Genomic DNA, 26711 nt, shown 5'->3' on the forward strand with positions numbered 1-26711 from the left:
ACCAAAAAGTTAATTAAAACAGAAAATCATTATACTTATTGGATATAAATCTCGAAAAGACAACAGAATTTGCTTGTAGAGATTATACCCAGTATGTTGCAAACCTGAAAAATCGTAATTTCAAACCTGAAAAATCGTAAGGAGATTTTGAACATGACAGGAAAGTTCCAGAAAAGAAATGCAGAACAAAAAGGCGTCAGAAAAGAATATGAACTGGAGCAGAAATTAATAAAGGGAATCGTAGACGAAATTCAGGTAAGCGGCGGTGGACCATTAGAGTGAGTAAAAAGGTGCACATAACAATTCAAGCCGGAAAGATTTCCGAGCAAACCGTAGAAGTAGCTGAGAATGCTACCTACGAAGACCTGCTTGATACACTGGAAATAAATCAGGAAACAGTACTTGTATTAAATGGAGGTAATGCTGTTCCTCTTGACGGAGCGATAAGTTTCGACAGACTAACAATCCTGAAAGTTGTTACAGGTGGCTGACCTGCCCTTAAAGGGCAGGGTCCCTTCTTTATTACAATTTATTTAGTTTTGTCCCACTTTTTAGCTAATTTTTAAAGATCATTTTTCTATTATATAGATCATTTTTCTATTATATCATTCATATCATTCTTTAATAACCAGGACATCTTATAAGGGCTTTTTCTCATTCAGACTTCTTATCCGGAGCTTTTCTCATTCAGACTTCTTATCCGGAGCTTTTCTTATTCAGACTTCTTACCCAGAGCTTTTCTCATTCAAATATTCCTGTTCATATACATTTTAAACGACCTGAAGGTTTGAACAAAAGACAGAGCAAAGAAGTAAAATGGTAAAAATCAGCAAAGAGGCTGAAGATGAGTCATGCACCAAATAACGAAGTTGCCTGAAAACCCAGAAAAACGTTGAAGAAAAGCCAGAAAGGAGGGGAAACAGAAAGGAAAACCTGGAAAATGAAGGGAGAAAAACAGAAGAACCACAAAAAGAGGAAAAGAACCTGAAAGATCTAAAATTAGATGAATTAATCAGGAAGGATTTGATTTCCATAATGGTGATTTCCAGGAAGGACTGTCAGCCATTATGGAGCTAACCCTTTTTAGATCCTTTACTTCGAAGGAGTAAGAGGCACCTTTTTGCTCATAACCTTCAGTTTTTTAATTGCTGAGATCGTTGCCTGAGATTCCTTATAGATTTTATCTTCATAATAGCTTATGATCTCATCAACAGGAGCCGCAAGAGAATAGATTTTTATCGGGCGCCCTTTACCAGGTTTCTTTTCCGAACGTACGTTGACCCAAGACTGATTCTTCATTAGCCTCATTGCAAGGCTGACTTCAGGCTGCCGTAGTCCGGTACTGATTTCAATTTCGCGGGATGAAGCTTCGTCAACATTCATAAGATATGCCATAGTAGTGGCAACATTCCTTGACATCCCGAGGTTCCTTAACGTTTCAATAAAAATGTGGTCATTTTCGTCCAGCACTTTTACTTCAAAATCTTTCATGATAACCCCTTCATATTCCAATTTTTATAAATTAAATCTGTCAGTAATTTTTATAATTAAATCTGTCAGCTAAAGAATATATCACGATGATTATTATTCAGACCTTAAAAGGTAGCTTTCATAACCACCTGTTAAAACTGACACCAACTTCCAAAGTATTACACCACATGTATATTTATATGGTGCCCTATCCCGTTTTAAAATATTAAATTCAATAAAAAGCGTTTTTTCACAATCTAGCGGATTGTTTACGTTTTAAACCCAACAATCGATTATCAAAAACAAACATAATATATTTTAATAACCGATCACTAGAGAATCGTTTTGTGAACTTGATGGGAAGAGACGTATTGGTTCAGCAATTAAACCTGTATACGTATATAATTAGAAGGTTATTCATCTCCAACAATTAATAATGTACTCATACTATTTAAAGTTGTATATATTAAAAGGGAATTGAAAAACTTTCAATCACACCTGACATTAGCAGATCTAAAAAAATAATCAAACATAAGAGGCATAATAATCCCATTATCCAGATAAAAACCTGCGGGAATCACAACAAAAATATTATAATTGTACTGAACAACAAAATTTTAGGGGGATTACCTGACAATAAAACGTCAAGGATAATTTAGAAATGTTTATATTCTCACTTTGGCGCAAATCAAACAATTATGCTGAAGAGCCACATAAAATTGCAGTATTCTTCCCGACTTCTGAGAGATCTATCCTGGAAGTGTTCAATCGGAGCAAAAATGAAAAAAAAATAGAAAAAAATAGAAAAACTGGAGAAAAAAAAACTAAAAAATAGTAAAAGCTGAAAAGCTGAAATTTCATGTAGTGATTTTCTCCCAGGCTCACTTTTCAGAGCTGATTTCGTTCACGAAATTTGCCTTTATCAATTCTCTTTTAGCTAACCTTATTCCCCCAAACTGTTTCAAAACCATTTTGAATTCTACAATTGAGTAATACCCCATTTTAATTTTATTTGTATTTTATCTAAAAAACAGTTCATGATAAAAAAACTCTACAAACGAATTCAAGCATTCAAAATGCTCCACAAAGGTTAACTTAAATAAATAAGTTGCAGAATACTATTCAATCGATATAAAAACTATGCCAAATTGGATAAAGATTTTTTGAGAAAGAGGTATTGAAGCCCTGCTACCTCTTGAATTGGCTAATGGGATGTGTTTTTTAGTGGCGAGAGAAGTATGGAACAACAGAGTTGGATTTATTCTTGCAGCAATAGGTTCTTCAGTCGGCCTTGGAAACATCTGGCGGTTCAGCTACGTAGCATATGAAAACGGAGGAGGAGCTTTTCTGATCCCGTATTTTGTCGCCCTTCTGACTGCAGGCATCCCTCTTATGATACTTGAGTTCGGAATTGGAAGCAAATTTCTCGGCTCAGCTCCACTTTCACTTAAAAGAGCAAATAAAAGTTTCGAATGGATAGGTTGGTGGGGTGTAATTGCCAGCTTTATAATTACGACTTATTACTCCGTAATAGTGGGCTGGAGTCTTGTCTATCTTTTAAAAGCGTTTACTCTCGGCTGGGGTGCGGACACGGGAGCATTTTTCAATAACGAACTGTTACATGTTTCCGATTCTCCCTGGAATTTGGGGAACTTTTCCTATCCAGTCCTTATAGGGCTGCTGGCTACCTGGTTGATTATCTGGGTTATCGAAAAAAAAGGTGTGCAGGCGGGAATTGAGAGGTCAAGTAAAATCTTTATTCCTCTTCTCTGGGTTCTTTTAATCGTACTCGTGCTCAGAGCAATAACCCTTGAAGGCTCAATCAATGGAATAGAGTGGTACCTGAAGCCGGACTTCAGCAAACTTACGGACATAAAGGTCTGGCAGGCAGCCTATGGACAGGCGTTTTACAGCCTGAGTCTTGGCATGGCAATAATGATTACTTATTCAAGCTATCTTCCAAAAAAGAGCGATATCGTAAATAACGCTTTCATTGTCAGCCTTGCAGACGGAGCTTTCAGTTTCACAATGGGCTTTGCGATTTTCGGGACTCTCGGTTACATGGCATACGCCAAAGGGGTAGGAATTGAAGAAGTAGTAGCCCAGAGCATAGGTCTTGCCTTTGTGGTACTGCCAGAAGCCCTCAACATGCTCCCCGGATTAAAAGCCCTTACTGCAGTTGCTTTTTTCCTGTGCATCGTTATTGCAGCCCTTTCTTCCCTCGTCTCCCTTGTAGAAGCATTTGCCTCATCAATAATGGACAAGTTTGAGATGAAAAGGGGAAGGGCAGTTGACCTCACTATCGGTTTTGGACTGCTCTTCAGCCTGATATATGCCACCAGGGCAGGGATTTACTGGCTTGATATCATAGACCACTTTATCAATACCTATGGACTAATTATAGTGGGAATCCTCGAAACCGTTGCAATCGGCTGGATCTATGGCGCAGATAAGATAAGGGAATGGATAAATAATTATTCGGATATAATGGCCGGAACCTGGTGGAATGCCTGCATAAAAGTGGTAATTCCGGTTATCCTTCTGTATATTGTTTACATAGAGACCCGGTCAAACCTGGCTACACCCTATGAAGGTTATGATCCTGCAGCCCTGATGATCGGAGCCGGAGTAATTGTCCTTGGAATTCTCATCTCTTTCCTTACGCCTTTTATCAATAAGGAGGTGGAGTAAAATGGTGCTCTCAACAGGCAGCTTTCTGATGGCTGTTTTCGGGTTCACAATCCTTTACGGAGGGCTGGGGTTCTGCCTGAGTATAGCCCTGAGAAAAAAGATACCCTGAAGAGAAAGGTGAAGAAATTGAATTAAAAATAAGGCGGGAAGTCCCCTTCCTCAACAGGTCGGGTTTATCCGATCTGGCAGGTGGGGGATGAAAGCCGTCAACTTTCCAACCTGATTCATATCCTGTATCTCTAACCTTATAATGCTTACATGTTCTATTATTATTGTCAATTATCATTATTGTCAATTATCTCCCTTACACTCCGGAGGTTACAAAGATAAGGTAGACCGACAAATTCTGTGATTTGACGAGAAACTGTTTTGTTTCTCTATCACAAAATGCCTTTTGTACGGGCTTTCAGTAGCGATACTGGAAATATAAGATAAACAGGCTTCTTGAGGAATTAAGGTTCTCTGAGAACCGAAGCCAGATGATAGAATGTACTCGTAGGAAACCACTTCCTCAAAACTAAGCCGAAAGGCTAAGAATTTAGGGAGGAGTAATTCACATGAAGTAATAGTTTCGAAATAAGAAAATAGAGAACGAAAAAGTGTAAATCTCTCAAACCTTCTCAACCCAGAAAACAAGGGACCCTTTTTTCATCCCGGTTTCGGAATAATTTGCCGGAACATTAAGTACGATTTCAACATCTTTACCGGTACTGTTTGCAATTACTTCAGAGAAATCAGGCCAGAAAAGAGAGGACAGATAGACCCCTTCGGAAAAAACCGAATCCGAAGAGCCCCCAATCTCAGCCGTAACCTTCACATCACTTTTTCCTGTGTTTCTTATGTTCAAAACCTGCGGGTTGCTTGCCTGTCCGGGGAGCAGGGGCCCGAAATCAAGGCTGCTTCGGTCAATCTCTATGGAAACATCAGATGTCTTATTTACTTCAGATGTGCCGATTATTACTGTAAGGTCCACCCCGGGCACATAAGGAGGTACGGCAAGCGGGAGATAGTCAAAATCACTTCCGTTGACGTTGTAAGGCAGATCGCAGATCCCATCAGAATCCGAATCCTCAGCGGTCTGCGAAAACCCGGTTCCGTTAAGGTCAGCCCAGAAATTGCCGCCCAGGTATGGGCCTCCCATAATGTTTGCTCCCTTCATTTTTGTAGTGTTCCAGGCGTTTCCGTCGCTGTTCTCAGCCTTCACATTTACAGTGTTGTTAAAGTAGTTGTTATAGATACGGTTGTCCGCACTGCAGTCCAGCAGGATACCTGATTCGTTACTGGAATTTACCGTATTGTTGAACAGTTCGTTGCTGTGGCAGTCCTCTCTCAGAAAGATGCCTGTGCTGCTGTTTGAAATTGTGTTATTATACACTCTGGAGTCAAAGACAAAAATCAGGTAGATCCCTTTCTCGCAGTCCGTAATCCGGTTGTCACGAAGGACAGTCCTTGCCTGGGTGTCATACATATCAATTCCGGTACGGCAATTTATTATATCATTCTTTGAAACGAGATTGCCCCCTCCACAGCAAGCAATGCCTATCCCTCCACCATTTGAGAGCCTGTTCTGGAACATTATATTATCCCGGCAGTGCGCACCAATAATGATGTAACCCTTATCAATGGTATTGTTCATCAGCATGTTCCGGCTGCAACTTTCATCAATCCAGATGCCGTTTCGGGAAAATGTATTCTCCGAGACTGTATTGTTCATGGAACCCTGCAGATAAACTCCATACCGGTTATCAAAAATATTGTTTCCTTCTATCGTACAGTTTTCAACCTGATCAAGGCAAATCCCTGCCGGAGGACAGCTAAATTCATTCCATCTGGAGACAAAGATGTCTCCTGATCCGGAACCATAAGCCTGTCTTGTTACCGCCCCCGAAGTCCCATTCAACTTGCTTGAGCTTCCATAACTGAAAGAATTAGTGATGCCTGCAGCTTCGTAGGTACTGAAAATCTCTCCTGACCCGGTTATGTTAAAGCCGCTGATTGTTACGTTATCTGCTTTAACCTGAAACACGCTGGAATTCTCATCCTTTGACCTAATAAGTACGCCGTCAGGGTTCTCAGGTTCCGAAGTGACCGTTATCCCCGAAACATTGACAATGATATTTTCCTCATAGTCCCCGGCTTTCACAATAACAAAATCCCCGGTCGTTGAGTTATTTACCGCAGCCTGAATTGAAGCTCCAGGCTCCACATAAATGACCTCCGCACTCCCAACGCCTGCAGAAACCAGAAGCAAAGCAATAACCAGCGTTGCACTCATTAGCCTGGTAAAACAATCTCCGATAACTGTGATCTTCAGAACTACCCCCTCCCAGATACTTTACACAGCCTCGCCGGCTCAGGATAGGATAAATTTTGAACCGACACTTCCCGTGCATAATAACGATTATTTATTAATAATACTATCAAATTCATTACTATATATATCAACTGTTACTTTGTTTTTACACGAAAAAACCGGCTGCCAATAGTGAGATTTTCCGACCGAGAAGAAAACGAATTGCTCAGATCTCCAGAGATGAGTGCACAAATCTATTTGAAAGAATACCGCGTAGAAAAGAATGAAAATGGGAACTGAAATTCTGGAACTGGAAGGAAGAGAACTGACCACAAAGCTAAATGAGTTTTTCCAAAAAGTAGACTATGTGGAGCTTGCATACCTTTTCGGTTCCCACGCAAAAGGAAAACAGGGCCCACTCAGTGATATAGATATCGGAGTATATCTCTCCGGAAATCTCAGCAAAAAAGAACGTTTCGAAAAAAGGCTCGAACTGATTGCTTCTCTTTGTACCCTGCTGCAGACCAATAAAGTGGACCTGGTGGTCATGAACGACGCCTCACCAGTCCTTAATTTTGAAATCATTGAACCTAACTGCCTTGTTTTTGAAAAGGATCACTCAATCAAGCTCAAAGTTGAGCCGTATATTATGTCAGGGTACTGCGACCGGAAGTACCATGAAGACTTTTTGAACAGGGAATTTGTAAAGCGATTTAAAGAAAAGGGATTTGCCTGAAATGAAATGCTCAGACACGATTCTCAGAAAATTAAGTTCCATGAAAAGGTGCGTGGATTACCTCAAATCCCTGGACCCCGAAACCCTTGACATGGAATACGACTACGAGAAACGAAGTGCAGTCGAGAGAAACTTTCAGCTTGCCATAGAAAGTGCCATAGATATCGGGGAAATCATCATCTCAGAAGAAGGATTCGAAAGACCTCAAGACTACAAAAGTGTCTTCCTTATCCTGGGAAAACATTCGATCCTCCCGAAAGGTTTTGCAGAAAAATTCGCACCTTCCGCCGGGTTCAGGAATGTGCTTGTCCACATGTATGATGAAGTGGATCTGGAAGTTCTGAAAGAATACCTGACCGAGAAACTGGGGGATTTTGAGGAATTTGCGGGGTATGTGCTGGAGTATACTGAGAAGAAAGAGACTGAGTAAAAACTATTTTACAATTTTCTTTCATGTCTTCAAAAATAATAGTCTTCTCGTTACGTCTTTCTGCAACGATAGCCAGATCGTGGAGATCCTCTTTCATTTTTTCATATTCCTCTATAGGAAGAATAATCGCCACTTTTTCCCCATTTTCATTAACCACGTATTGTCTATTCGCATCGGTCACATAACCACCTTTTTCAGGAAAAAACCAAAATCTGTTTTTATACGCATTTATCTTCCTTTCAGGGATAACCTTTTTTTCGCACATTAATTAACTGCAAGGCGCATGTTCTTGATAAATGAGTAATTAAGGATATGATCAAGACTTACTTATAAGTACTGAACATAAAAGTATATTAGGAATATTTTTGCTAATAACAATTAAAAGCCAGAACCTGAGAGGCCACATGACAGTCAAAACCACTCCAGTACCAACGGGCGAAAAAACGAAAGATGCAGCATATTTCACAAAAATTCTACGGCAATACCTTCCGGAGCTTTCAAAAAAATATAGCATCAGCTATCTGGGAATCTTCGGATCTTACGCCCGCGGGGAACAGAAAGAAGATAGCGACCTTGATGTTCTGGTAGAATTTTCTAAAACACCTGATCTCTTTGAATTCATAGGGCTCAAACAGGACCTTTCGGATATGCTGGGAGTGAAAGTAGACCTTGTCATGAAAAGTTCACTGAAGCCAACAATTGGAGAAAGAATTCTTGAAGAGGTTGTGCAGTTATAAGAGGGCTTTATCAAGCACAAAAGGCATTTAATCTATTCTAAGCAAATCACTTGCATAGCCAAGGCAAGCCTGAATATCTTCATGTGTAAGGCCTGGATAATTCCGCAGGATCTCAGATTCAGGCCAGTCCTTAGCCAGTAAGTCGATAACGAACTCAACTGCCAGGCGTGTGCCTTTGATTACAGGTTTGCCCGCAAGAACTGCAGGGTCAATAATGATACGTTCTCTCCAGGTCATAAGATTGCACCTGATTAGAATATGAGCCTGTCAGGTATTTAGGTTTAAGGTGGGATATCATCCGGTCCAGGAGAGAAAGTGCCATGAAGTAAAAAATACCCAAAATATAAAATCAACTGTAAAAACCACTTTTATCTCCGCAGCCGAATCCACCAAAAATAGTCAGTACCTGCTTGGAACTGCATCTGGACTTTACAAATAGCTTTTTAAACTACACATCAATAACCTATAACTTCAAGTTCTGGCACTTCTTTGAAATGGTTATCTCTGGTAACTATTTTCTCATCATAACACAGTACTATAGCAGCTATGAGTTCATCGAATGCCCCAATGACTCTTCCTTTTGAGAGCAAACTTGCAGAAAGGGAAGCAAAGACTTCATAGACCGATTCTTCAAGCTCCAGAACCTGAAAACATTCCAGAAGCTTCCTGATTTCTTCCAGATTCTGGTGCGTCTTTCCGGACAGGTATGCTCCCCTGTACAGTTCAAGTACATTAATCTCGGTCGTGCTGAAAGAAACTCCTTCGGCTTCCATTTCAGCCAGTTTTTGATGGGCTTCCGTCTTTCCCCTTAAGAGGTCCACAATAAAAGAGGTATCAAGCACCGGCATCAAAATCAACTTCCCTCATCTTTGCCGCTCTCATGTCCCTTGAAGCTTTTTCGATTGCATCGGCGAGTTCGGGGTTGGAGCCTATTTCTGCGAGCACTTCCGAGAGCTTTCTTTTTTTAGGATAGTACTTAATGATCACGTCTGAGAAGCTATCTTTTTCTGAAATTTTGAGGCTTTTTAGCTTCTCATAAGCCTCATCACTTATGCTGATCGTTCTGGTTGGCATGATAATATCTGTGTATGTATGTGTATTTAAGATTTTCAATAGGAAATGTGTGACCTGAAAAGAAGCTGAACAAAAAAAGAAGGAGCGGGTTGCTTGAACCCGCATTTTATACCAAAAAGAGCTGTGCATCAAAAAGATGCGTTTAAACTAACGCTCATTTTTTCGGTTTATCCTTTTTGCTGTCCTTTTCAATCACCTTTATTAAATCACTCCCTTCAAAACTTGCCATATCTGAAGAAATTCCATTATCATACTCTACTTTGCCCGTGAAGGTGACTTTTACCTGATCTCCGGCTTTAAGGATGCCTTCAACTGTTTTCCGGTCAAATTTGAGCATTCTCTCGGGAATCCCGTCGCCATCCCGATCCATCAGATATTCGCTTTTATCCTTGACAAAGCCGTACTTCGGATCCGTAACTGCCGAAACTTCACCATTCAGGGACACGCTGGATGCATTGATTCCGGCGACATCATACCCATCAGGAAGTTCGATGTAAGCAGTGACCCATTCCCCGCCGCTTCCCAGGTTCAGGGTATCGGGGTCGAAATCAACTGTTGCCACAATCGGAAGAACCGTGACTGTTAGCTGGTCCTCCCCGATTCCACCGTCATCTTCTGTGATATTGAGGAATACGGTATACTCCCCGGCATCGAAATAATTGAAATTCCCTGAAACCGTACCTGTAGAATCAGGATACTCGTTTTCTTCAGAGACAGAACCAGCTTTGACAGTTCCTTCCCCGAAGTTCCATTCGGCGGTGTGTGTGTCCAGCCAACCGGGGTCTGAGAAAGTGCCTGTAAAGGGGACAAGATCGCCGGCTGTAACTGTAATATCAGAGCCTGAGTCCACAACTGGTATAGCATTATTTACAGTAACCAACAGTGTGTCGTTTCCTAAATCCCCTTCTTCGTCAGTTACAGTTAAGTTGACTGTATAGATTCCATCATCGGCGTAGGCATGGGAAGTTGTAAGGGAACTATCTTCTACAGACCCGTCACCAAAGTCCCAGTGGTAAGAATAGGTATGCGACCCTGAAGCTGTAAAGCTCCCTTCAAAGTTTACAGTGGTTCCTTCCTCGACAGTCTGGTTAGATCCTGCTTTAACCATTATAGGTGCTTTTTTGGTTGTCGCAGTTAAGTTGACCCACGTCTCATTCACGTTCCCGTTGATATCCACCGTGCGCGTACCGATAGTGTAATCCGTTTCGGGCTCTAGGCCGGTGGCGTTGAAGTATTCGGCAGAGGTGTTGGTCCGGAAGGTGCCGTTCAGGTAGATCTCGGTGTGGTTGAAATCGGCATCTGTGGGGTTTATCCATGTCCAGTTGACCCATGTAGTACCGTTGGTGGATTGGAGATCGGTAATGCTCGAAGGCGGTAAATTATCGGGCGTTAGAGCAGTATATGAAGTAGAATTATCCCAGGCAACATTACCTGCTTCATCAACAGCGGATACATTTACAAAATGAGTACCTTCAATCGCTGTAATACTTCCTTTCCATAGACTTCCATCCTGATTGAGGAGTGGAATATCATTTGCTTTTACACCGCTGACTCCAACATTATCCGTAACATTGACTGTAACGTTAATCGTAGAGCCGGTTGTGGTACTGGTCGGCAATAATATTACAGATTCAATTACAGGAGAATCAGTGTCTGGCAAAGATCCTGTTTTTGCACTGTCATTAACCCACGTCTCATTCACATTCCCGTGAATATCCACCGTGCGCGTACCGATGGTGTAATCTGTTTCGGGTTGGAGGCCGGTGGTGTTGAAGTATTCTGTAGAGGTGTTGGTCTGGAAGATGTTATTGAGGTAGATTTCAGTGTGGTTAAAATCGGGATCAGTGGGGTTCTGCCATGTCCAATTGACCCAGCTAGAGTCTGCTGTTGATTGGAGATACATAACAGTTGACGGAGGCGTAGTATCTTTCTGTCTAATAGTTTCTGTGGAATCAACGCTTCCGTCACTTCCCAAATCGTGATCAATTACGACCTCTGTATTAGAAATATCATTCCAGCTTGAAGGCTTTATGAATACAGTAGAGTCTCCTTCAACGACAATATTTTTTAGACTATCATCTGAATTCTGACTGACTCCTGCCTGTTCAAGATATAAACTGCATGTTCTTGGCAGACCATGATTTTGCACAATAATGATTCCATCAACGTTTGATAAGTTAATAGCACCATTTACCTCAATATTTGAAAGATTGAGACGCGCTATTTGTGCAACCCCCGTTTCTTGTTTTTCCAGCATGAGGCTAAGTGTGGACGTTCCACTGCCGGAAACGAATTCAACGCTTGAACCACCTTCAGGAATATTCAGTTCATCAATAGAACCCGGAGAAACTTGGGCATCTGCAATTACCAAGCTATTTGTCTTAAAGACAGTTACAGTAACAATACCATCGTCTAACCCAATAATTTCTCTTTTGAGGTTCATATCCGGTATCAGATACATTTCTGATGAATCTAACGATTCATCCTGCCAAGGGACTGGCCAAACTTTATATGCACCTTCGATGTCATTAATATATTCTTTACCAGCATATCCGAGACGATTACCGAATACATTAGTATATAGCAAATGTGCATAAGAAGATACCTCTTCTATTTCCAGAAATTTATCCGGTTTTTGTTCAATCGAGGACAAGCTCACAGCGGTCATTGCATTGATTCTAAAATAGTTATCATATTCCCCGTCTACATATTCCCCCTTAGCTTGATCCCGTAATGGAAACACAGTGTGTTGTTTTAAGTTAAAAATAAAACACAAGTTGTTATTATCAGGATTATTGCAATCGTACACAAATACTTTAGCGGTATTATGACTCTGAGATTCTTCTATCCTATAGGGAACAACTGCGTGCGATTTCATAACCATTTTCGTTTCTTTACCTTGATATGGTTCCCCTTCATCGTATTTACCGTTTCCGTCTGTGTCTGTATATGGATAACTACACCAGTTAAACACTAAAACCATTGGATCATTTATCCAATTCCCACTAGACATACGGTTTTTTATGGTATTGTAAACATCGTTTTGATCCTCATAACTATCTGCCTCCTTAATGATATCTGGGCAATACCATGTCCCCTGATAATAAGTAGTCCAATCAGTTGGAGTCGAGAAGATAGATGGAAATACTTCCCATGTTCTTGGTGAAGGATCCCATTCGCCGTTACCATTATAATCAATTGTAACTAATTCATTGAATACGTCCGCGCCATCTAAATCACGGTACCTCCCGAAGGATGGCAAGGTACTTTTTCCGCAAAGATCCCAACTTCTTAAATTATTTTTGTATAACATCAGACTACTTGCAGACATGCCGAAACAGCACCCCCCCCATATCGTAGTGGCGTAGTTCTGATCGTAAAATTTATTTGCTATATCACCACTTGCCAAGTCCCCGTACCTATAATGAAACATTTCCCATGATAACACAGAGGGCCATGAATCAAAATTCTCAAACTGATACCCATTAGGGTTAGGTCTGAATGTCGTATTTATAATGGTAGGTAAAGCATTTTTATACTCCACTTGATAAGAATTTCCATCCCAATAAATATTCCCGCCTTCAAACTCACAGTAATCATGTCCATCTGTGTTTGTGATCTGATCCTTAATCGGGAAACCTAAATCGCTATATGTTCCTTTCATCTCAGTATATAATTCATCTAATTCTCCATAAGTGACAAATGATTCTCCCCTTTGCAAGTGACCTACATTTTCTCCATCTTTATCGCTAATCCAGTGTATAGTGCCTGTTTCAAACTTTGTATATCTTCCTGTTGTTTTCCCAGGCTGTATCGCTGCTTCTCCCTCATCGCTTGCAACAGATCCTAATTTATCTTTATCCTCAGCCTCCAAATAACGATACTTCTGCCAGATTGCCCCATGAATATAAAATGCAGAATTTTTAATGGGATTGTACATGATTACGCCACCTGGAACTCCAGGTAAATCAGGAAAGTCCTGTACTTGAAATCCGAATGCATAATGAACTTCAGTAGTTGGATCTCCCAATGCGCTTGGACCAATTTCACCAGGGAGTATTCCACCATTATTTTTGTAGGCTTCAATAAACTTCTGTGTAATATCTGGTGTAGTGGCATTTTGACCTACTGTTATGGTAGATAGTTCTAGTGCTGGGCCCACTGCAATTCCAGTAGGAGCATCTACAGGCACCGTGGCTGTAACATTGTTGGTTGTTGTGTTAATCACAGAGACACTGTTGCTGCCCCAGTTCGCTACATATACCTTTGTTCCATCCGGGTTGACTGCAACTCCAGAAGGATAGCTTCCTACAGGCACCGTGGCTGTAACATTGTTGGTTGTTGTGTTAATTACAGAGACAGTGGAGCTACCTGCATTCACCACATATACCTTTGTTCCATCTGGAGTGACTGAAACCCCCACGGGATTATTTCCTACAGGCGTTGTGGCTGTAACAGTGTTTGTGGCTGTGTCAATTACAGAGACAGTTTTGCTGCCTGAGTTCGTCACATATACCTTTGTTCCATCCGGGCTGACTGCAACTCCAATTGGACCGCTTCCTACAAGCACCTCGGCGACAGCGTTTGTGGCTGTATCAATTACAGAGACGATGTTGGTGTACCAGTTCGCTACATATACCTTTGATCCATCGGGAACAACTGCAACCCCCTGAGGATTGTCTCCTACGTTCACTGTGGCTGTGACAGTATTAGTTGCTGTGTCAATTATAGAGACATTGTCGTCAAAATCGTTCGTTACATATACCTTTGTTCCATCCGGGCTGACTGCAACTCCAGCTGGACCGTTTCCTACATCCACTGTGGCTGTAACATTGTTCGTGGATGTGCTAATTACAGAGACAGTGTTGCTGACTGAATTCGCCACATATACCTTTGATCCATCGGTAGCAACTGCAACTCCGGTAGAATTCATTCCTACAGGCACCGTGGCTGTAACATTGTTTGTGGCTGTGTCAATTACAAAGACAATGTTGTTCCAGTTCGTCACATATGCATATTGCACCGTGGGAGAAGCACTTTGTACAGGAGCTGCCGATGCCGTAGATGAAATGAGAATTAAAAATAAAATCATGGCTGTTGAAACTAAAGCCAGTGAATACAATTTTTCCTTAAATTTCATTTATTCTTCTCCTATTCTCAAATTTTGAATATTTTTTCAAATATATACTTTACAAAAATTAAATAATATGAAGCGATTTATCCAAAGACATAGGTCTGATCGAAACAAATCTACATAGAAATAGCCTAGGTTTTTCGTTACAAAAACCGTAAAATGGAGACCTTGAATCTATATTCCGCAGTATTTTTTCCAAAAATTAAGAGAATCTTAAGTCCTCTTACCACTAAGATTTCCAATCCTCATCCTCGCATTTTTAAAACTAATCAAACCCATAACTCACTGAAACTTTCTTATTCGAGATTCATCCCGAAAAACCGTACCTGTTTTTCCCACTGAACCGTGAACTCTATAGAATCAGATTTCTTTCCCGACCTCGCCTTTATATTATGATACTTTTGCGAACCCCGCTTACAGTAGACATATAATAAATATGTGAATAAAATATATATACTAAGTAAAATATTAGTCAAAGTTAAAAAGAAAGAACAATAGATAAACATTTCTTTTTGTAATTAAGATATGATAAAATATGAGGGCATGTTTGAAAAAAACATATAAATTATGCGGGGAAAAAACTAGCTTATCGAGATATGAACACATAGAAATCTGGAAGAGCTATTTATGAAAAAATTTAATTTATGAAGAGGTACCAAATATTGAATATAAAAAGCAGTTGAAAAAAAGAAGCAAAAAATCAATCCGCAGGCACCTCCAGAAGAAAGCACCCGCCAAAAATAGAAAAGAAATAAAGCCGCCTTTAAAAAGCAGCTTCAATTTACTTAATGATGTGCGTGTTTCTGCTCGATCTGCTCTCTCTTGTATCCTATATAAGCCTCATCGACCGCCTTCAGGCACTTTTTGCAGACGTATACATCTTTTTTTACGACCCCTTTTGAGAAATCAGGGATCTGCAGTTTCACAGGGAAAACCCCGGTTTTATCTCCGCAGAGGGCGCATCTGTTTTTTCTGCATGAATTCTGGTTTTTGTCTACAGTTAAGTGGGTTTTCTGGGCGGAATCGAGACAGGTCTCACAGAGCCCTTTCCAGACCCCGTTGGGGTAAGCGAATTTGAGGAGGGGGCGGATAGCCCGGACCGGGATGACGGTCGGGATTGCACGCCCGCAAAGATCACAATCTGTCATTTCTCATACCTCCTTATAATGGCATTAGTACCATTGCTGCTTTCATAGCCATCTCCACGAAGGGTTCGGGCCAGAGGCCCATTGCCAGCACGCCGGCCACTGCAACCAGAAGGGCTGCTGCGTATGGGAGAGGAATGCTGACCTTTTTACCCTCGGGGGGCATGAAGTACATGTATTTCACAAGCCGTGCGTAGTAGAACAGTGAAAGGGCACTGTTCAGGATTGCAATCACTGCAAGCCAGGTCATGCCTGCCTGAATGGTTGAGGAGAAGAGCACGAACTTGGCCATGAAACCTGCAGTCGGGGGGATGCCTGCAAGGGCAAAGACGAAAATCGTCATGGAAAGGGCTGCCAGAGGCATTCTCTTCCCAAGGCCCCTGAAGCTGTCAAGATGATCGGGAATATCGAGGTTGCCCGTCTTTTCCGAGGTAACCATCCAGACAACTACTCCGGCTGCGATAAAAGCTCCTGCTTTCATAAAGGCATGGGCAAGGGCGTACATGATACCGCCGGTAAGAGCTACCGGGGTCATGACGGCAAAAGCCATTGCAATGTATCCTGCCTGTGCCAGGGAGGAGTAGGCAAGCATCCTTTTTACGCTGGTCTGAGCAACTGCGACCACGTTTCCGAAGGTCATGGTGACCACTGCAAGGATGGTGAAAGCAAGCTGCCAGTCAGGCTGAAGGGCTGCAAGAGCCACAATGAAAATCCTGAAGGCTGCCACGAATCCCATCTTCTTGGACCCGGCTGCAAGCAGGGCGGAAACAACTGAAGGGGACCCCTGATAGGTATCCGGAGCCCACATATGGAAGGGCACAAGCGCCATCTTGAAGCCGAAACCTGCAAGCAGCAGCACGACTGCGACAAGCCCTATAGGGTTTTGTGTAAGGAGGCCGGAGTTTGCAGCAATCATGGGGATGCTGGTAGTGCCGGTTGCCCCGTAGACAAAGGAAATCCCGAAGAGCATGAGCGCTGCGGAAACCGAGCCGATCACGAAGTATTTCATGGCTCCTTCGAGAGACCTTGCGTTCTGCTTTTCAAAGCCTGCAAGAGCGTAGGTTGCAAGACTTGCCAGCTCAAAGGCACAGAAGAGCACGATAAGGTCGTTTGCCGATGCCACAACCATCATTCCGAAGGTTGCAAAGAGCATCAGGGTGTAGAACTCTTCTGTGTGCTCACTGTTTTCAGTATACTTGATTGCAGCAAGAGAAACGATCAGAGCAACTACCAGGAAGACCAGTTTGAAAAACTGGGAGAGGGCATCGATACTCAGGGTGTCTGAGAAAATAGCATATTCAACCTGGAAGCCTTCCATCGTCAGAAGCCCGAAGCTTTTAACCGTCAGAGCAAGAGCTGCAAGGATTCCCAGGGTTGCCAGGTAACCCAGTACATTCTTAGACTTGGGGGACAGGAAGACTCCAGTCAGAAGTACGACCAGTCCAGTTGCAACTAATACAATTTCAGGTGCAAGATACATTAATTCATTCATATCTCACACCCCCAGGACAGCCGCAAGGCTGACTATTGCTTCCGAATTCGTAATCATCATATCAAGCACCGGGCTCGGGTTCAGGCCGAAATAGAGCACAAGAAGGGCAATAGCTGCCATTGAAAAGACCTGCAGGGAATTTATGTCCCTGACATCTCCGAGCTTCTCATTGTACACTCCGAACATTGCCCTCTGCATTGCCCAGAGGTGATAACCTGCAGTAATCACTATTGCCAGCAGGGCAATTAAGACAAAGACAGGCAGGTTCGCGAAGGTGAAGGTCAGGACCAGGAACTCGGCAATAAAACCTGTCAACCCCGGAAGGCCAAGAGATGCCATAAACCCGACCATCATAACCACAGTGAGCATTGGCATCTTCTTTGCAAGCCCACCGAGATTGTTAATGATTCTGGTGCCTGTGCCGGTCTGGATTGCGCCGGCGGACATGAACAGGATGCTCATGATAAGCCCGTGGGAAAACTGCTGGAACATTGCGCCTGCAACCGAAAGGGTAACAAGGCCGGCTGCCCCCAGGGTAACATATCCCATATGGCTCAAACTGGAGTAAGCGATCATGCGCTTGAGGTCTTTTTGCCGCAGAGCCAGAAGAGCCCCATAAAGTATGCTGACAGAGCCAAGCAGGCCCAGCATCATGATCATCAGATGGGGGTTCCCGGTGTTAGGGAGCATCGGGAGTGAGATCCTGAAAAGCCCGTACCCTCCGATTTTGAGCAGGATAAAGAGTACACTGCCTGCAGTAGGAGCCTCGGAATATGCATCCGGAAGCCACGAGTGGAAGGGGAAAGTCGGCATCTTTGCCAGGAACCCGAAGAGGATTGCAAGGAATATTCCATCTTTCATCAGGCCGGATTCGAAGAACTGGAACTGTGTGACCAGTTCTCTGATGTCAAATGTAGCAACGCCGGTCTGATTCAGGGCTGCGTAGAAGAGCCCGAAGATCCCGAGCAGCATCACGAGAGATGCAACATGCGTGTAGATAAAGAACTTGTAGGACGCATGAGCCCGCTTTTCTCCACCCCAGATATTTACGATGAAGAAGAGAGGGACAAGAGTCAGCTCCCAGAATATATAGAAGACAACAAAGTCAAGGGATACAAAAACCCCTATGACTGCGGCCTGCATGGTAAGGATCAGCCCGTAAAACCTGTTTGGGGCTTCCCTGTCCTCTTTCCAGCTGAAGAGGATCAGAAGTGGGATAACAATCGTATTCAGGAGGATAAGGGGCATGGAAATGCCGTCAATTCCAACTGAATAGTTGACCCCGAGGAAGGGGATCCACTTCACAGATTCATAGAACTGCATTGCAGCAGTACTGCTATCAAAGTTCAAATAGGCGTAAAGGGTAAGGCCCAGAGTCACAAGAGACCCTAGAAAGCCCAATCCTGCAGCCTGGTCTTTTGTTTTTGTGAAAAAGGTCACGACTGCGAAAATCAGCGGCACCAGAATCAACAATGATGCGACCGGCAGCATCAGAGTACCTCCATCATTAATTTAATTAATATAATTAGCAGGCTCACACCTACAATTATGACAGTTGCATAGGTCTGGACAACCCCTGTCTGGATCTTCCTGAGTTCTTCGCCTGCACCAACTGTGATAATTCCGATTCCTTCCACAATGCTGTCAACGATCACATCAACTACCTGCGTGAGGAAAGCAATAACTCCGTAAACTATTCCGATAGAGAAAAACTCGGTATAGATTTCGTGCTGGTAGTAACGCTTGTAGAGCAGTTTGTAAATAGGATTCTTCATGGAAGCAAGCGGCCCGAGTTTCACTGCTCTGAGGTAATAGATCACGAAAGCAATTGCAAAGCCCGCAAGGGCGACTATTAACGGGAGCCATAGAATAAAGAAAGGCTCGGGACCGGCTGCCTCTACAAGTTCGTTTCCACCTATGTTGGCAAGGCTTCCTATGTCAAGGCTCACGAAACTGTTGGTAAAGGTCTCTTCAAGGAATTTCATGAATCCTGTATGGGTCAGCGCTCCGAAAACAAGGGCAAGGAATGCCAGAATGGAGAGGGGTATGGTCATAATTGCAGAGGACTCATGCCCGTGATAATCGCTTCTCGGCTTCCCTGTAAAGGTCATGAAGATAAGCCTGAAGATGTAGAGGGATGTCAGGAAGGCGGCTGCAATTGAGAATATGTACGGGATCCAGTTGTTGCTGTGTTCTCCGAAGAGGTATGCAGCTTCAATAATTGCATCCTTTGAAATGAAGCCGCTTGTCCCTATTGAGGTCCCAGGGATACCGAAACCTGCCAGGGCCAGAGCTGCAATAGTCATAGTGGCAGCAGTAATTGGCATTACCTTTCCTACGCCTCCGAGTTCCCTCATATCCTGGGTGCCGACTGCATGGATTACACTGCCTGCACAGAGGAAAAGGAGAGCCTTGAAGAAAGCATGGTTAATCAGGTGGAAAAGGGAAATCCCAACTGCTTCAAGCCCTATTGCCGAACCGAGACCCAGACCCAGCATCATGTATCCGAGCTGGCTGATGGTTGAGAACGCAAGCACACGCTTGAGATCGTTCATTACAATGCCCATTGTGCCTGCAAAGAGAGCAGTAAAGCCTCCGAAGTAAGCGACTACCATAAGGGAGTCAGGGGCTGCAATAAACATCGGGAAGGTCCTTGCGACCAGGTAAACACCGGCAGTAACCATTGTTGCTGCATGGATGAGAGCTGAGACGGTTGTTGGACCTTCCATTGCGTCAGGCAGCCACACATGTAGCGGGAACTGCCCGGACTTTCCTACTGCTCCTCCGAAGAAAAGCAGGGTGATAATAGTAAGGTGGCTTATTTCAAAGCCGAAGACATTTAACTGCAGAGCAGAAAGCTGGGGGATATAACTGAAGATTTCGTCAAAACGAAGCAGGTATACTCCTTCCTGGAATCCGCCTGCAACCTTAAGAAGATCGGAAGTGAGCACGATAATTCCTGTAAGGAACATTACGTCTCCGATCCTGGTTGTGAGGAAAGCTTTCTTGGCTGCGGCTGCAGCTGAGGGTTTTTCGAACCAGAAACCGATCAGGAGATAAGAACAAAGCCCGACAAGTTCCCAGGAAACAAAGAACTGCAGAATATTGTCCGAGAGGACCAGAGAAAGCATTGCCGCGGTGAAAAGTGCGGTTTCTGCAAAATACCTGGCCTTCCCGGTATCATGAGACATGTAGCTAACTGCGTAGATGTGGATCAGCAGGCTCACGAAGGAAACCATTGACAGCATGACTGCAGCCAGAGGGTCAATTAACACTCCGAGATTGAGCACTGCAAACCAGGAATAGGACTGGCTTACGACCTCTTCGGGATTTGCCAGCAGCCCAAGAGTAATCGCAAAAGAGATTACAAAGGAGGCGGCAATGGCAAGGATGGGGACGATTGCCCCTCCTGATGGCATTTTCCTGCCAAAGAAGAAGGTGATCGCAAAAGCCAGTGCCGGAAGCAGGGGGATCAAAAATGCAAATTCTTCCAGAGCCGTTTTTACCACCTCAGGATGTTAAGCTCATCAAGGTTAATTTTGTCGTGCATTCTGTAGATTGCCATGAAAATTGCAAACCCGACTGCTGCTTCAGCAGCTGCAAGGGCAATCGAGAAAATGGCAAAAACCTGCCCGTTCAGGGTGTCCGTATAGCTTGAAAAAGCCACAAGGTTCAGGTTTGCGGAGTTCAGCATGAGCTCGATACACATGATCATCCTGATACCGCTTTTATGGGTCATTACGCCATAAAGCCCGATTGAAAAGAGCAGGGCTGCAAGGCCGAGATAAAACGTTAATGGAATAGCAGTCATCTGTTGCCCTCTCCTTTTGCCATGTAAATTGCTCCTATAAGGGATGCGAGCAGGACAATTGATAGGACCTCGAAAGGCACCACGTACTGGGTGAAGATCAACATACCTATGCCCTCAATATTGCTCGGGTCAGCCAGGTTCTCAGGGAGTTCTGAAACCGTATTCCAGGAAGTCCCAAAAATCCCTGTAACAACAACAGCAACAAAGAGCAGGGCTACGAGAAGAGCCGGGAGTCTGTTAATTCGCACCGGACCCACCCCCCAGTTCGCGCTTTGTCAGCATAACTGCAAAGAGGATCAGTACTCCGATTGCCCCGATATAGACCAGCACCTGGACGACTCCCAGGAACTGAGCGTTTAAGAGGATGTAGAGAGCTGCAACGCCGAACATGCACATGATCAGGGAAAGCCCGGCTCTTACAACGTCCTTTGCAATAACTACAAAGATTGCAAAGAAGACTGTGACAACCGCAAGGAGTCCGAAGACAGCTATTTCCAGAGCTGCTCCAATAGTTTCAATTCCGATCATTTTTCATCACCTTCATCGATATCTACTTCCCTTGCAAGTTTGTCAGGAGTCATGAGCATGTCTTTATGAGCCCATTTAACCACGCCTCTGGTGTATTCTTTTCCGCTTGAAAGAGCACCTTTGGGGCACTGGTCAATGCAGAGCCCGCAGAAGAGGCAGTGGCCTATATCGATTTCTGGGAACCACCTCTGTTTGCTGCTTCCGGGAGCAATCGGGGCTTTAATGATCTTAATCGTGCTGTTAGGGCAGGTGTTGGCACAGATCCCACAGCCTATGCATTTGCTTTTGTCGAGGATCTGAAGCCCTCTGAACCTGTCGGAAAGCGGGGTTTCCACTTCCGGGCACAGCCTGGTCACGCGTTTTTTAGGGATGTTTTTAAGCGCATATCTGATGTTTTTAAGAACCATACTTTTAAGCCCCCAGATAGAGCCCAAGGCCCACTGCCCAGACAAGGTTCAAAAGAGATAGGGGCAAAAGTTTCTTCCAGCTCAGGTCTACAACCTGGTCGATCCTGAACCTTGGGACAGCCCATCTCATTCCGATGATCGTCATCAGCACAAGCACGGTTTTAAGAAGCAAGAAACCTGTGGGGACAATAAAGCCAAGCACCGGGTTGTTTGAGACAAAAACCGGCACGTTCCAGCCACCAAGGAAAAGGAGTGCAACAAGGAAGGAACCAAGGATCATGTGGATATACTCGGCAAAGAAACCGAGACCGAAACGCATTCCACTGTATTCGGTAATCCATCCTGCGACCAGTTCTTCTTCAGACTCATTCTGGTCGAAAGGAAGCCTCCCCATATCAGCCATAAGTGCAATAAAGAAGACAATGAATCCAATAGGCTGCATGAATATGTTCCAGTGAAGCCCCTGGGCGCTGGCAATTTCCACTATATTCAGGGAACCTGTCATTATGCCAACACTGACAACAGTGATCCCGAGGGGCACTTCATACCCGACCATCCGGGCAAAGTTCCTGAAAGCTCCAAGAAGAGAATACTTGTTGTTAGAACCGTAGGCAATCATAAAAATTCCGAAAATAGTAAGCGCAGACATTGCCTCGATATAAAGAACACTGATATCCATCTCGGTTACAGCCAGAGGGTACTCGACCCCGTTGATGAAGACTGCACCTACAGGAATTGCGACAAGCATCAGGAAAACCGAGCTCATCATAAAGATCGTAGCGTTGTCAAAGAGCATGCGATCAGCATTCTTCGGCCTCAGGTCTTCTTTCGTAAAAAGCTTAATAGCGTCAGCCACCAGCTGCAGAAGCCCGAACTTGCCTACCCTTGAAGGCCCGTACCTGAACTGGATGGCGGCTGAGAGTTTACGCTCAATCCAGACCGCACCCATTGCTCCAAGGAAGATGACCCCTACAAGAGACAGGCCCACAAGTCCGCGGATCCAGGGGATAAAGGGAATTATTAATTCAGGGATTTCTATCATTATACTCACCTGTCCGCTTCACTGGTGCAGCCGTCCATACTGCCTGAAATCGCTGCAACATCTGCAACTGTCGTGCCTATAATGAGAGGGGGCAGGGCCTGAAGAGTCGGGAAGTAGGGTCCTCTGACTTTTACCCTGTAAGGTTTGTCAGTGCCATCGGAGATCATGTACATTCCCATCTCCCCTCTTGGGTCTTCGACCCTGTGGAATACCTCACCTGCAGGAACTCTCATTACAGGAGTCCTTCTACCGTAAGGGGTTCCTTCGGGAAATAGAGGTCCGTTCGGGATCTGGTCAAAGCACTGTTCGAGGATGTAGATACTTTCCCGCATCTCGTTAAGCCTGACCTGCACCCTCGCAGCACAGTCTCCTGCAGTTTCCGTGCAGACCTTAAAGTCCAGGTCTTTATACACAAGGTAGGGCTCGTTCTTCCGGATATCGAAGGGAACACCCGTTGCCCGCAGAGCAGGCCCGGAAACCCCGAGGCTCTTTGCAACGTCTGCAGTCAGGATTCCGACTCCTGCGGTCCGTTCCCTGTAAATTCGGTCCGACTGGAACATTTCCTCGTAATCGCTAATAACTTTCTTGAGGTTGTTCAGGACCGGGAGAGTTTTTTCCTTAAACCCGGCTGGCAGGTCGTCGCGCACCCCTCCGAACCTCAGGTAGCTGTGGGTAACCCTTGCCCCTGTGACCATATCGATAAGGCCGACAATTTCTTCCCTTTCCTTAATAGTATACATGAACATGGACACGAAGCCGATGAACTCCCCGAACTCTCCCAGACCTAGCAGGTGGCTCTGGAGCCTGGAGAGTTCTTCTAAAATAACCCTGATATACTGAGACCTCGCAGGGGGTTCGATGCCTAACAGCTTTTCGGCGCAGCCAACAAAACATTCTTCGTTTGTCAGGGCTACAAGGTAACAGATCCTGTCAACTATCGTGATTCCCTGAAGGTAAGTCTTGTTCTCCAGGATCTTTTCAATGCCTTTGTGGATATAACCCAGTTCCACTTCAGCATCCATCACAGTTTCCCCTTTCAACCTCAGGTTTAACCTGAAAGGTCCGGGCTGCATGGGATGCTGGGGGCCCAGGTGTATGATCATTTCATTTGATTCAAGCATTTCTTCCATTTTTCACCCCTCACACCAGGTTTCTTGCGGTCTTGTTCGGGAAACCCTCGTAGTCTTTTCGAAGAGGCCACTCCCCCAGCATTTCTTCAGGAAGCACCAGAGGTTTCAGATTCGGGTGGTTTTTAAACACAATCCCGTAGAGTTCGTAGGTCTCTCTTTCATACCAGTTTGCATTCCAGTATACCGGTACAATAGACTCTATTTCCGGAGAATCCCTGGGCAACCTTGCTTTCAGTGTCAGAACTACAGCATGGTCATATGAAGCTATATGATACACCGCTTCCAGCTCGTTCCTCTGAGGATAGTCCACTCCGCAAACGGAACAGAGGTGGTCGAACTGAAGGGAGTCTTTAAGGTACTGGCAGACCTCTTTTGCTTTATCCTTATCCACATATGCCTGGATACGGATCGGGGATTCAATCCCGGCTTCGGAAATTGCCTCCGGAAATTTGCCGGTTAATGATTCTATAATTGTTCTGGCATCCATTGTATTCCCTCAAATAAGCCTGATATCTCCTCAGTAGTCCGTTCCCCGGTCTTTTTTGGCTGTTATCTTTTCCTGCAGTTCCACAAACCCCTGGATCAGGGCTTCGGGCCTGGGGGGACATCCGGGAATGAAGACATCGATAGGAAAGACCTCATCGATATTCTGCACCGTGCTGTAGGACTCATAGAAGGGACCGCCGCTGATCGAACAGTCTCCCATAGCGAGAACCCATTTCGGAGCAGGCATCTGTTCCCATAGCCTCTTCAGGGCTGGCAGGTATTTTTTTGTCACATAACCACTGATGATCATGACATCCGCATGCCTTGGGGAGTTTCGGGGAATGATCCCGAAGCGGTCAGTATCATAGTGGGCACAGCCCGTAGCGATCATTTCCACGCCGCAGCAGCCCATTGGCTGGGTCATGAACCAGAGCGAGTTTTTCCGCCCCCAGTTGATAAGATCCTGAGCCTTGGTTTTCTTAAGGAAATTGTGGATTGCACTGGTGGTTGTTGTGATAACGCCGGGGATTTCTTCCGGAGTTTCTGTTGAGTAATTCGTTTTTTTCTCCTTCACTTCACCCATGTAAGGGCCTCCTTCTTCCAGAGGTAAACATATCCGAAGAGCAGTATGAAGATAAATGCAAACATCTCAATTACTGCAATTGAGGTAATTCCATGCCCCTTATAGACTGTAGCCCAGGGGTAAAGGAAAAGCACTTCAATATCAAAGAGAACAAAAGCAATCGCATAGAGATAATACTCAACATTGAACTGGATCCTGGCAGTTCCTATAGGAACAGAACCCGATTCGTATGTCGTGTATTTGCTGGCTGCCTTGCTCCTCGGACTCAGTTGCTTTACGATGAACATTGTCATGGGAGGCATAACCAGTCCCACGGCAAGAAATATTGCAACCGGTATATAATTATCAATTATTCCAGACATTGTATCACCTATCAGAGTGCAGCAATCTGAAACTGCAGCGTCGCATGATCCTGATTTTATGTTTTTTAAGATAAGCAGACAAAAAACTGCATCCGGATTCCCCGGTTCTTTAGAAAAACCACTATGGCCCGAACACAGGTCCTGTAAAGAATGCCTGTACCCGGGTACCTCTCTTCCTATGAATAGAGCTCTCTGAATACAGACATCTGACTGCCGGGCTCTGAAAAATTTACTTTTTCGTTGCCCAGGTTATGCAATAAATTGCCGAAAGTCAGGGAAAAGCCCTTCTTCCGGAGATGTGGATTCAATTACTGTGAAAGTAGTATAATTAATAATTAAGATTCCAGGTAGCTATGCTAGTTCTGCAAATGAATCAGGGGTTATTTATAGCTATTTGCTAGATAATTAATATTATATAAATATTAAGTCTAAATAATTAAAGGTCTGTTTTTAGAATATATATATGTTGAAATAAATTATGGGAAAAGCCTTGACCTGCTTACGAAATTATATATACACCATAAATATGTTATTATCTTTGAACAGCCAAAAAATCCTGGAAATTGATTTTCTACGATCATAAAGTTTTCTCCGGGAATGGCAAGGAATTATATATATCAATTAATTATTTTAGTTCCCATAAAAAACCTTTGAATACAACATAATTAATAATGATGAATCTGAGGGGCAAAGAGCTCTTGAGGCAACCTTTAAAATAAAAATAATAAGGAACTGAAAGTGCTGAAAATTTCCTGCGTAAGCGCGGAAACGGCAGCACCTCATTTCATTCAAATATGCGGTAAGGGGTATCACATAAAGAATGACTATCAGATACCTGGCTATAAGAAATATAATTGCTATCAGAAATACATGTGGCAGATCAAAAATATCATAGTAGCTTATAGGCAATGGTGTACTGTTGAAGTTTTCAGAGAACCCTTGATAATCTATATATTCATGAGGAAACCGGGTATTCCTGTCCATTTGACAGCTTTCTTTGAAGCCATATTATATTCAGAGAGGAATATATCAATCATATGCTACCCATTATATATTAAAACCGATGCATTATCATCAGGGAATCCCGTTTTCCCATTGACCTGAGAAAATAATATGAGCGACATGCTATACCAACACATTATAATAAGTCCTTTCACGAT

The 26711-nt window shown here is 43.8% G+C and carries 26 protein-coding genes; 7 read left to right on the top strand and 19 right to left on the bottom strand.

Annotated elements, in window-relative coordinates; all coding sequences use genetic code 11:
- The first annotated feature begins 153 nt into the window (after nucleotides 1-153).
- Nucleotides 154-282: a hypothetical protein gene (locus tag PHF18_RS01600; RefSeq protein WP_300097476.1), complete on the top strand. Its 129-nt coding sequence runs from the start codon at nucleotides 154-156 to the stop codon at nucleotides 280-282.
- Nucleotides 279-491 (top strand): MoaD/ThiS family protein, encoded by a 213-nt coding sequence (locus PHF18_RS01605; protein ID WP_300097478.1) that lies wholly within the window; start codon nucleotides 279-281, stop codon nucleotides 489-491. Before PHF18_RS01600 ends, PHF18_RS01605 begins: the two co-directional genes overlap by 4 nt.
- Before the next feature lie 601 nt (nucleotides 492-1092).
- On the opposite strand, the gene PHF18_RS01610 is transcribed toward PHF18_RS01605, so the two are convergent.
- Nucleotides 1093-1491 carry a transcriptional regulator protein gene (locus tag PHF18_RS01610; RefSeq protein ID WP_300097481.1) on the bottom strand — a complete coding sequence of 133 codons (399 nt, stop codon included), beginning with the start codon at nucleotides 1489-1491 and terminating at the stop codon, nucleotides 1093-1095.
- A 1203-nt stretch (nucleotides 1492-2694) separates the two neighbouring features.
- Here PHF18_RS01610 and PHF18_RS01615 point away from each other — a divergent pair.
- Together PHF18_RS01615 and PHF18_RS01620 are read left to right on the top strand one after the other, a co-directional pair.
- The gene (locus tag PHF18_RS01615; RefSeq protein ID WP_300097483.1) at nucleotides 2695-4161 is read left to right on the top strand and encodes a sodium-dependent transporter; all 1467 of its coding nucleotides are present in this window, start codon (nucleotides 2695-2697) and stop codon (nucleotides 4159-4161) included.
- Between the two features lies 1 nt (nucleotide 4162).
- The gene (locus PHF18_RS01620; protein WP_300097485.1) at nucleotides 4163-4270 is read left to right on the top strand and encodes a MetS family NSS transporter small subunit; all 108 of its coding nucleotides are present in this window, start codon (nucleotides 4163-4165) and stop codon (nucleotides 4268-4270) included.
- A gap of 501 nt (nucleotides 4271-4771) precedes the next feature.
- Here PHF18_RS01620 and PHF18_RS01625 read toward each other — a convergent pair.
- Nucleotides 4772-6436 carry a nitrous oxide reductase family maturation protein NosD gene (locus PHF18_RS01625; RefSeq protein ID WP_300097487.1) on the bottom strand — a complete coding sequence of 555 codons (1665 nt, stop codon included), beginning with the start codon at nucleotides 6434-6436 and terminating at the stop codon, nucleotides 4772-4774.
- A 307-nt stretch (nucleotides 6437-6743) separates the two neighbouring features.
- Between PHF18_RS01625 and PHF18_RS01630 the strand changes: the two genes are divergently transcribed.
- The 3 genes from PHF18_RS01630 to PHF18_RS01640 all read left to right on the top strand — a co-directional run bounded on the left by PHF18_RS01630 (nucleotide 6744) and on the right by PHF18_RS01640 (nucleotide 8357).
- Nucleotides 6744-7190 carry a nucleotidyltransferase domain-containing protein gene (locus PHF18_RS01630; RefSeq protein WP_300097489.1) on the top strand — a complete coding sequence of 149 codons (447 nt, stop codon included), beginning with the start codon at nucleotides 6744-6746 and terminating at the stop codon, nucleotides 7188-7190.
- Between the two features lies 1 nt (nucleotide 7191).
- Nucleotides 7192-7620 (top strand): DUF86 domain-containing protein, encoded by a 429-nt coding sequence (locus tag PHF18_RS01635; RefSeq protein ID WP_300097491.1) that lies wholly within the window; start codon nucleotides 7192-7194, stop codon nucleotides 7618-7620.
- A gap of 404 nt (nucleotides 7621-8024) precedes the next feature.
- Nucleotides 8025-8357, top strand: coding sequence for a nucleotidyltransferase family protein (locus PHF18_RS01640; protein WP_300097493.1), 333 nt, complete (start codon nucleotides 8025-8027; stop codon nucleotides 8355-8357).
- Nucleotides 8358-8384: 27 nt separating this feature from the next.
- On the opposite strand, the gene PHF18_RS01645 is transcribed toward PHF18_RS01640, so the two are convergent.
- From PHF18_RS01645 to fpoA, 17 genes are all read right to left on the bottom strand, one after another.
- Nucleotides 8385-8594 (bottom strand): DUF433 domain-containing protein, encoded by a 210-nt coding sequence (locus PHF18_RS01645; RefSeq protein WP_300097495.1) that lies wholly within the window; start codon nucleotides 8592-8594, stop codon nucleotides 8385-8387.
- A gap of 218 nt (nucleotides 8595-8812) precedes the next feature.
- Nucleotides 8813-9205, bottom strand: coding sequence for a type II toxin-antitoxin system VapC family toxin (locus PHF18_RS01650; protein WP_300097497.1), 393 nt, complete (start codon nucleotides 9203-9205; stop codon nucleotides 8813-8815).
- Complete coding sequence (locus PHF18_RS01655) at nucleotides 9192-9431, bottom strand: antitoxin VapB family protein (protein ID WP_300097498.1); 240 nt, start codon at nucleotides 9429-9431, stop codon at nucleotides 9192-9194. The genes PHF18_RS01650 and PHF18_RS01655 overlap by 14 nt, the downstream gene beginning before the upstream one ends.
- A gap of 154 nt (nucleotides 9432-9585) precedes the next feature.
- Nucleotides 9586-14571 (bottom strand): PKD domain-containing protein, encoded by a 4986-nt coding sequence (locus tag PHF18_RS01660; RefSeq protein ID WP_300097500.1) that lies wholly within the window; start codon nucleotides 14569-14571, stop codon nucleotides 9586-9588.
- Nucleotides 14572-15350: 779 nt separating this feature from the next.
- The gene (locus PHF18_RS01665) at nucleotides 15351-15713 is read right to left on the bottom strand and encodes a F420H2 dehydrogenase subunit FpoO (RefSeq protein ID WP_300097502.1); all 363 of its coding nucleotides are present in this window, start codon (nucleotides 15711-15713) and stop codon (nucleotides 15351-15353) included.
- A 13-nt stretch (nucleotides 15714-15726) separates the two neighbouring features.
- Nucleotides 15727-17202, bottom strand: a complete 1476-nt coding sequence (gene fpoN, locus PHF18_RS01670; RefSeq protein ID WP_300097504.1) for a F(420)H(2) dehydrogenase subunit N — start codon at nucleotides 17200-17202, stop codon at nucleotides 15727-15729.
- 3 nt (nucleotides 17203-17205) lie between these two features.
- Entirely contained in the window at nucleotides 17206-18693 is a 1488-nt protein-coding gene (gene fpoM, locus PHF18_RS01675) for a F(420)H(2) dehydrogenase subunit M (protein WP_300097506.1), read from the bottom strand.
- Nucleotides 18693-20711, bottom strand: a complete 2019-nt coding sequence (gene fpoL, locus PHF18_RS01680; RefSeq protein ID WP_300097508.1) for a F420H2 dehydrogenase subunit FpoL — start codon at nucleotides 20709-20711, stop codon at nucleotides 18693-18695. The genes fpoM and fpoL overlap by 1 nt, the downstream gene beginning before the upstream one ends.
- Nucleotides 20705-21013 (bottom strand): F420H2 dehydrogenase subunit FpoK, encoded by a 309-nt coding sequence (fpoK, locus tag PHF18_RS01685; RefSeq protein ID WP_011021517.1) that lies wholly within the window; start codon nucleotides 21011-21013, stop codon nucleotides 20705-20707. The genes fpoL and fpoK overlap by 7 nt, the downstream gene beginning before the upstream one ends.
- Nucleotides 21010-21261, bottom strand: a complete 252-nt coding sequence (gene fpoJ, locus PHF18_RS01690) for a F420H2 dehydrogenase subunit FpoJ (protein WP_300097516.1) — start codon at nucleotides 21259-21261, stop codon at nucleotides 21010-21012. The genes fpoK and fpoJ overlap by 4 nt, the downstream gene beginning before the upstream one ends.
- Nucleotides 21251-21541, bottom strand: coding sequence for an NADH-quinone oxidoreductase subunit J (locus PHF18_RS01695; protein ID WP_300097517.1), 291 nt, complete (start codon nucleotides 21539-21541; stop codon nucleotides 21251-21253). Before PHF18_RS01695 ends, fpoJ begins: the two co-directional genes overlap by 11 nt.
- Nucleotides 21538-21948, bottom strand: a complete 411-nt coding sequence (fpoI, locus tag PHF18_RS01700; protein WP_300097519.1) for a F420H2 dehydrogenase subunit FpoI — start codon at nucleotides 21946-21948, stop codon at nucleotides 21538-21540. Before fpoI ends, PHF18_RS01695 begins: the two co-directional genes overlap by 4 nt.
- 4 nt (nucleotides 21949-21952) lie before the next feature.
- Nucleotides 21953-22990, bottom strand: a complete 1038-nt coding sequence (gene fpoH, locus PHF18_RS01705; protein WP_300097521.1) for a F420H2 dehydrogenase subunit FpoH — start codon at nucleotides 22988-22990, stop codon at nucleotides 21953-21955.
- A gap of 5 nt (nucleotides 22991-22995) precedes the next feature.
- The gene (gene fpoD / locus PHF18_RS01710) at nucleotides 22996-24120 is read right to left on the bottom strand and encodes a F420H2 dehydrogenase subunit FpoD (protein WP_300097523.1); all 1125 of its coding nucleotides are present in this window, start codon (nucleotides 24118-24120) and stop codon (nucleotides 22996-22998) included.
- A gap of 10 nt (nucleotides 24121-24130) precedes the next feature.
- On the bottom strand, nucleotides 24131-24607 hold the full coding sequence (gene fpoC / locus PHF18_RS01715; protein ID WP_300097524.1) for a F420H2 dehydrogenase subunit FpoC: 477 nt from the start codon (nucleotides 24605-24607) through the stop codon (nucleotides 24131-24133).
- 30 nt (nucleotides 24608-24637) lie between these two features.
- Nucleotides 24638-25189 carry a F(420)H(2) dehydrogenase subunit B gene (fpoB, locus tag PHF18_RS01720; RefSeq protein ID WP_300097526.1) on the bottom strand — a complete coding sequence of 184 codons (552 nt, stop codon included), beginning with the start codon at nucleotides 25187-25189 and terminating at the stop codon, nucleotides 24638-24640.
- Entirely contained in the window at nucleotides 25177-25566 is a 390-nt protein-coding gene (fpoA, locus tag PHF18_RS01725; RefSeq protein ID WP_300097659.1) for a F420H2 dehydrogenase subunit FpoA, read from the bottom strand. Before fpoA ends, fpoB begins: the two co-directional genes overlap by 13 nt.
- Nucleotides 25567-26711: the final 1145 nt, after the last annotated feature.

This window comes from Methanosarcina sp. (assembly GCF_028693135.1).
Lineage (GTDB): Archaea > Halobacteriota > Methanosarcinia > Methanosarcinales > Methanosarcinaceae > Methanosarcina.

Bases quoted from the DNA above. Each gene is read 5' to 3' on its own strand.
- PHF18_RS01600 (WP_300097476.1), top strand. From the start codon at position 154: ATGACAGGAAAGTTCCAGAAAAGAAATGCAGAACAAAAAGGCGTCAGA.
- PHF18_RS01610 (WP_300097481.1), bottom strand. From the start codon at position 1,491: ATGAAAGATTTTGAAGTAAAAGTGCTGGACGAAAATGACCACATTTTT.
- PHF18_RS01620 (WP_300097485.1), top strand. From the start codon at position 4,163: ATGGTGCTCTCAACAGGCAGCTTTCTGATGGCTGTTTTCGGGTTCACA.
- PHF18_RS01625 (WP_300097487.1), bottom strand. From the start codon at position 6,436: ATGAGTGCAACGCTGGTTATTGCTTTGCTTCTGGTTTCTGCAGGCGTT.
- PHF18_RS01630 (WP_300097489.1), top strand. From the start codon at position 6,744: ATGGGAACTGAAATTCTGGAACTGGAAGGAAGAGAACTGACCACAAAG.
- PHF18_RS01635 (WP_300097491.1), top strand. From the start codon at position 7,192: ATGAAATGCTCAGACACGATTCTCAGAAAATTAAGTTCCATGAAAAGG.
- PHF18_RS01640 (WP_300097493.1), top strand. From the start codon at position 8,025: ATGACAGTCAAAACCACTCCAGTACCAACGGGCGAAAAAACGAAAGAT.
- PHF18_RS01645 (WP_300097495.1), bottom strand. From the start codon at position 8,594: ATGACCTGGAGAGAACGTATCATTATTGACCCTGCAGTTCTTGCGGGC.
- PHF18_RS01650 (WP_300097497.1), bottom strand. From the start codon at position 9,205: ATGCCGGTGCTTGATACCTCTTTTATTGTGGACCTCTTAAGGGGAAAG.
- PHF18_RS01655 (WP_300097498.1), bottom strand. From the start codon at position 9,431: ATGCCAACCAGAACGATCAGCATAAGTGATGAGGCTTATGAGAAGCTA.
- PHF18_RS01660 (WP_300097500.1), bottom strand. From the start codon at position 14,571: ATGAAATTTAAGGAAAAATTGTATTCACTGGCTTTAGTTTCAACAGCC.
- PHF18_RS01665 (WP_300097502.1), bottom strand. From the start codon at position 15,713: ATGACAGATTGTGATCTTTGCGGGCGTGCAATCCCGACCGTCATCCCG.
- fpoN (WP_300097504.1), bottom strand. From the start codon at position 17,202: ATGAATGAATTAATGTATCTTGCACCTGAAATTGTATTAGTTGCAACT.
- fpoM (WP_300097506.1), bottom strand. From the start codon at position 18,693: ATGCTGCCGGTCGCATCATTGTTGATTCTGGTGCCGCTGATTTTCGCA.
- fpoK (WP_011021517.1), bottom strand. From the start codon at position 21,013: ATGACTGCTATTCCATTAACGTTTTATCTCGGCCTTGCAGCCCTGCTC.
- PHF18_RS01695 (WP_300097517.1), bottom strand. From the start codon at position 21,541: ATGATCGGAATTGAAACTATTGGAGCAGCTCTGGAAATAGCTGTCTTC.
- fpoI (WP_300097519.1), bottom strand. From the start codon at position 21,948: ATGGTTCTTAAAAACATCAGATATGCGCTTAAAAACATCCCTAAAAAA.
- fpoH (WP_300097521.1), bottom strand. From the start codon at position 22,990: ATGATAGAAATCCCTGAATTAATAATTCCCTTTATCCCCTGGATCCGC.
- fpoD (WP_300097523.1), bottom strand. From the start codon at position 24,120: ATGGAAGAAATGCTTGAATCAAATGAAATGATCATACACCTGGGCCCC.
- fpoC (WP_300097524.1), bottom strand. From the start codon at position 24,607: ATGGATGCCAGAACAATTATAGAATCATTAACCGGCAAATTTCCGGAG.
- fpoB (WP_300097526.1), bottom strand. From the start codon at position 25,189: ATGGGTGAAGTGAAGGAGAAAAAAACGAATTACTCAACAGAAACTCCG.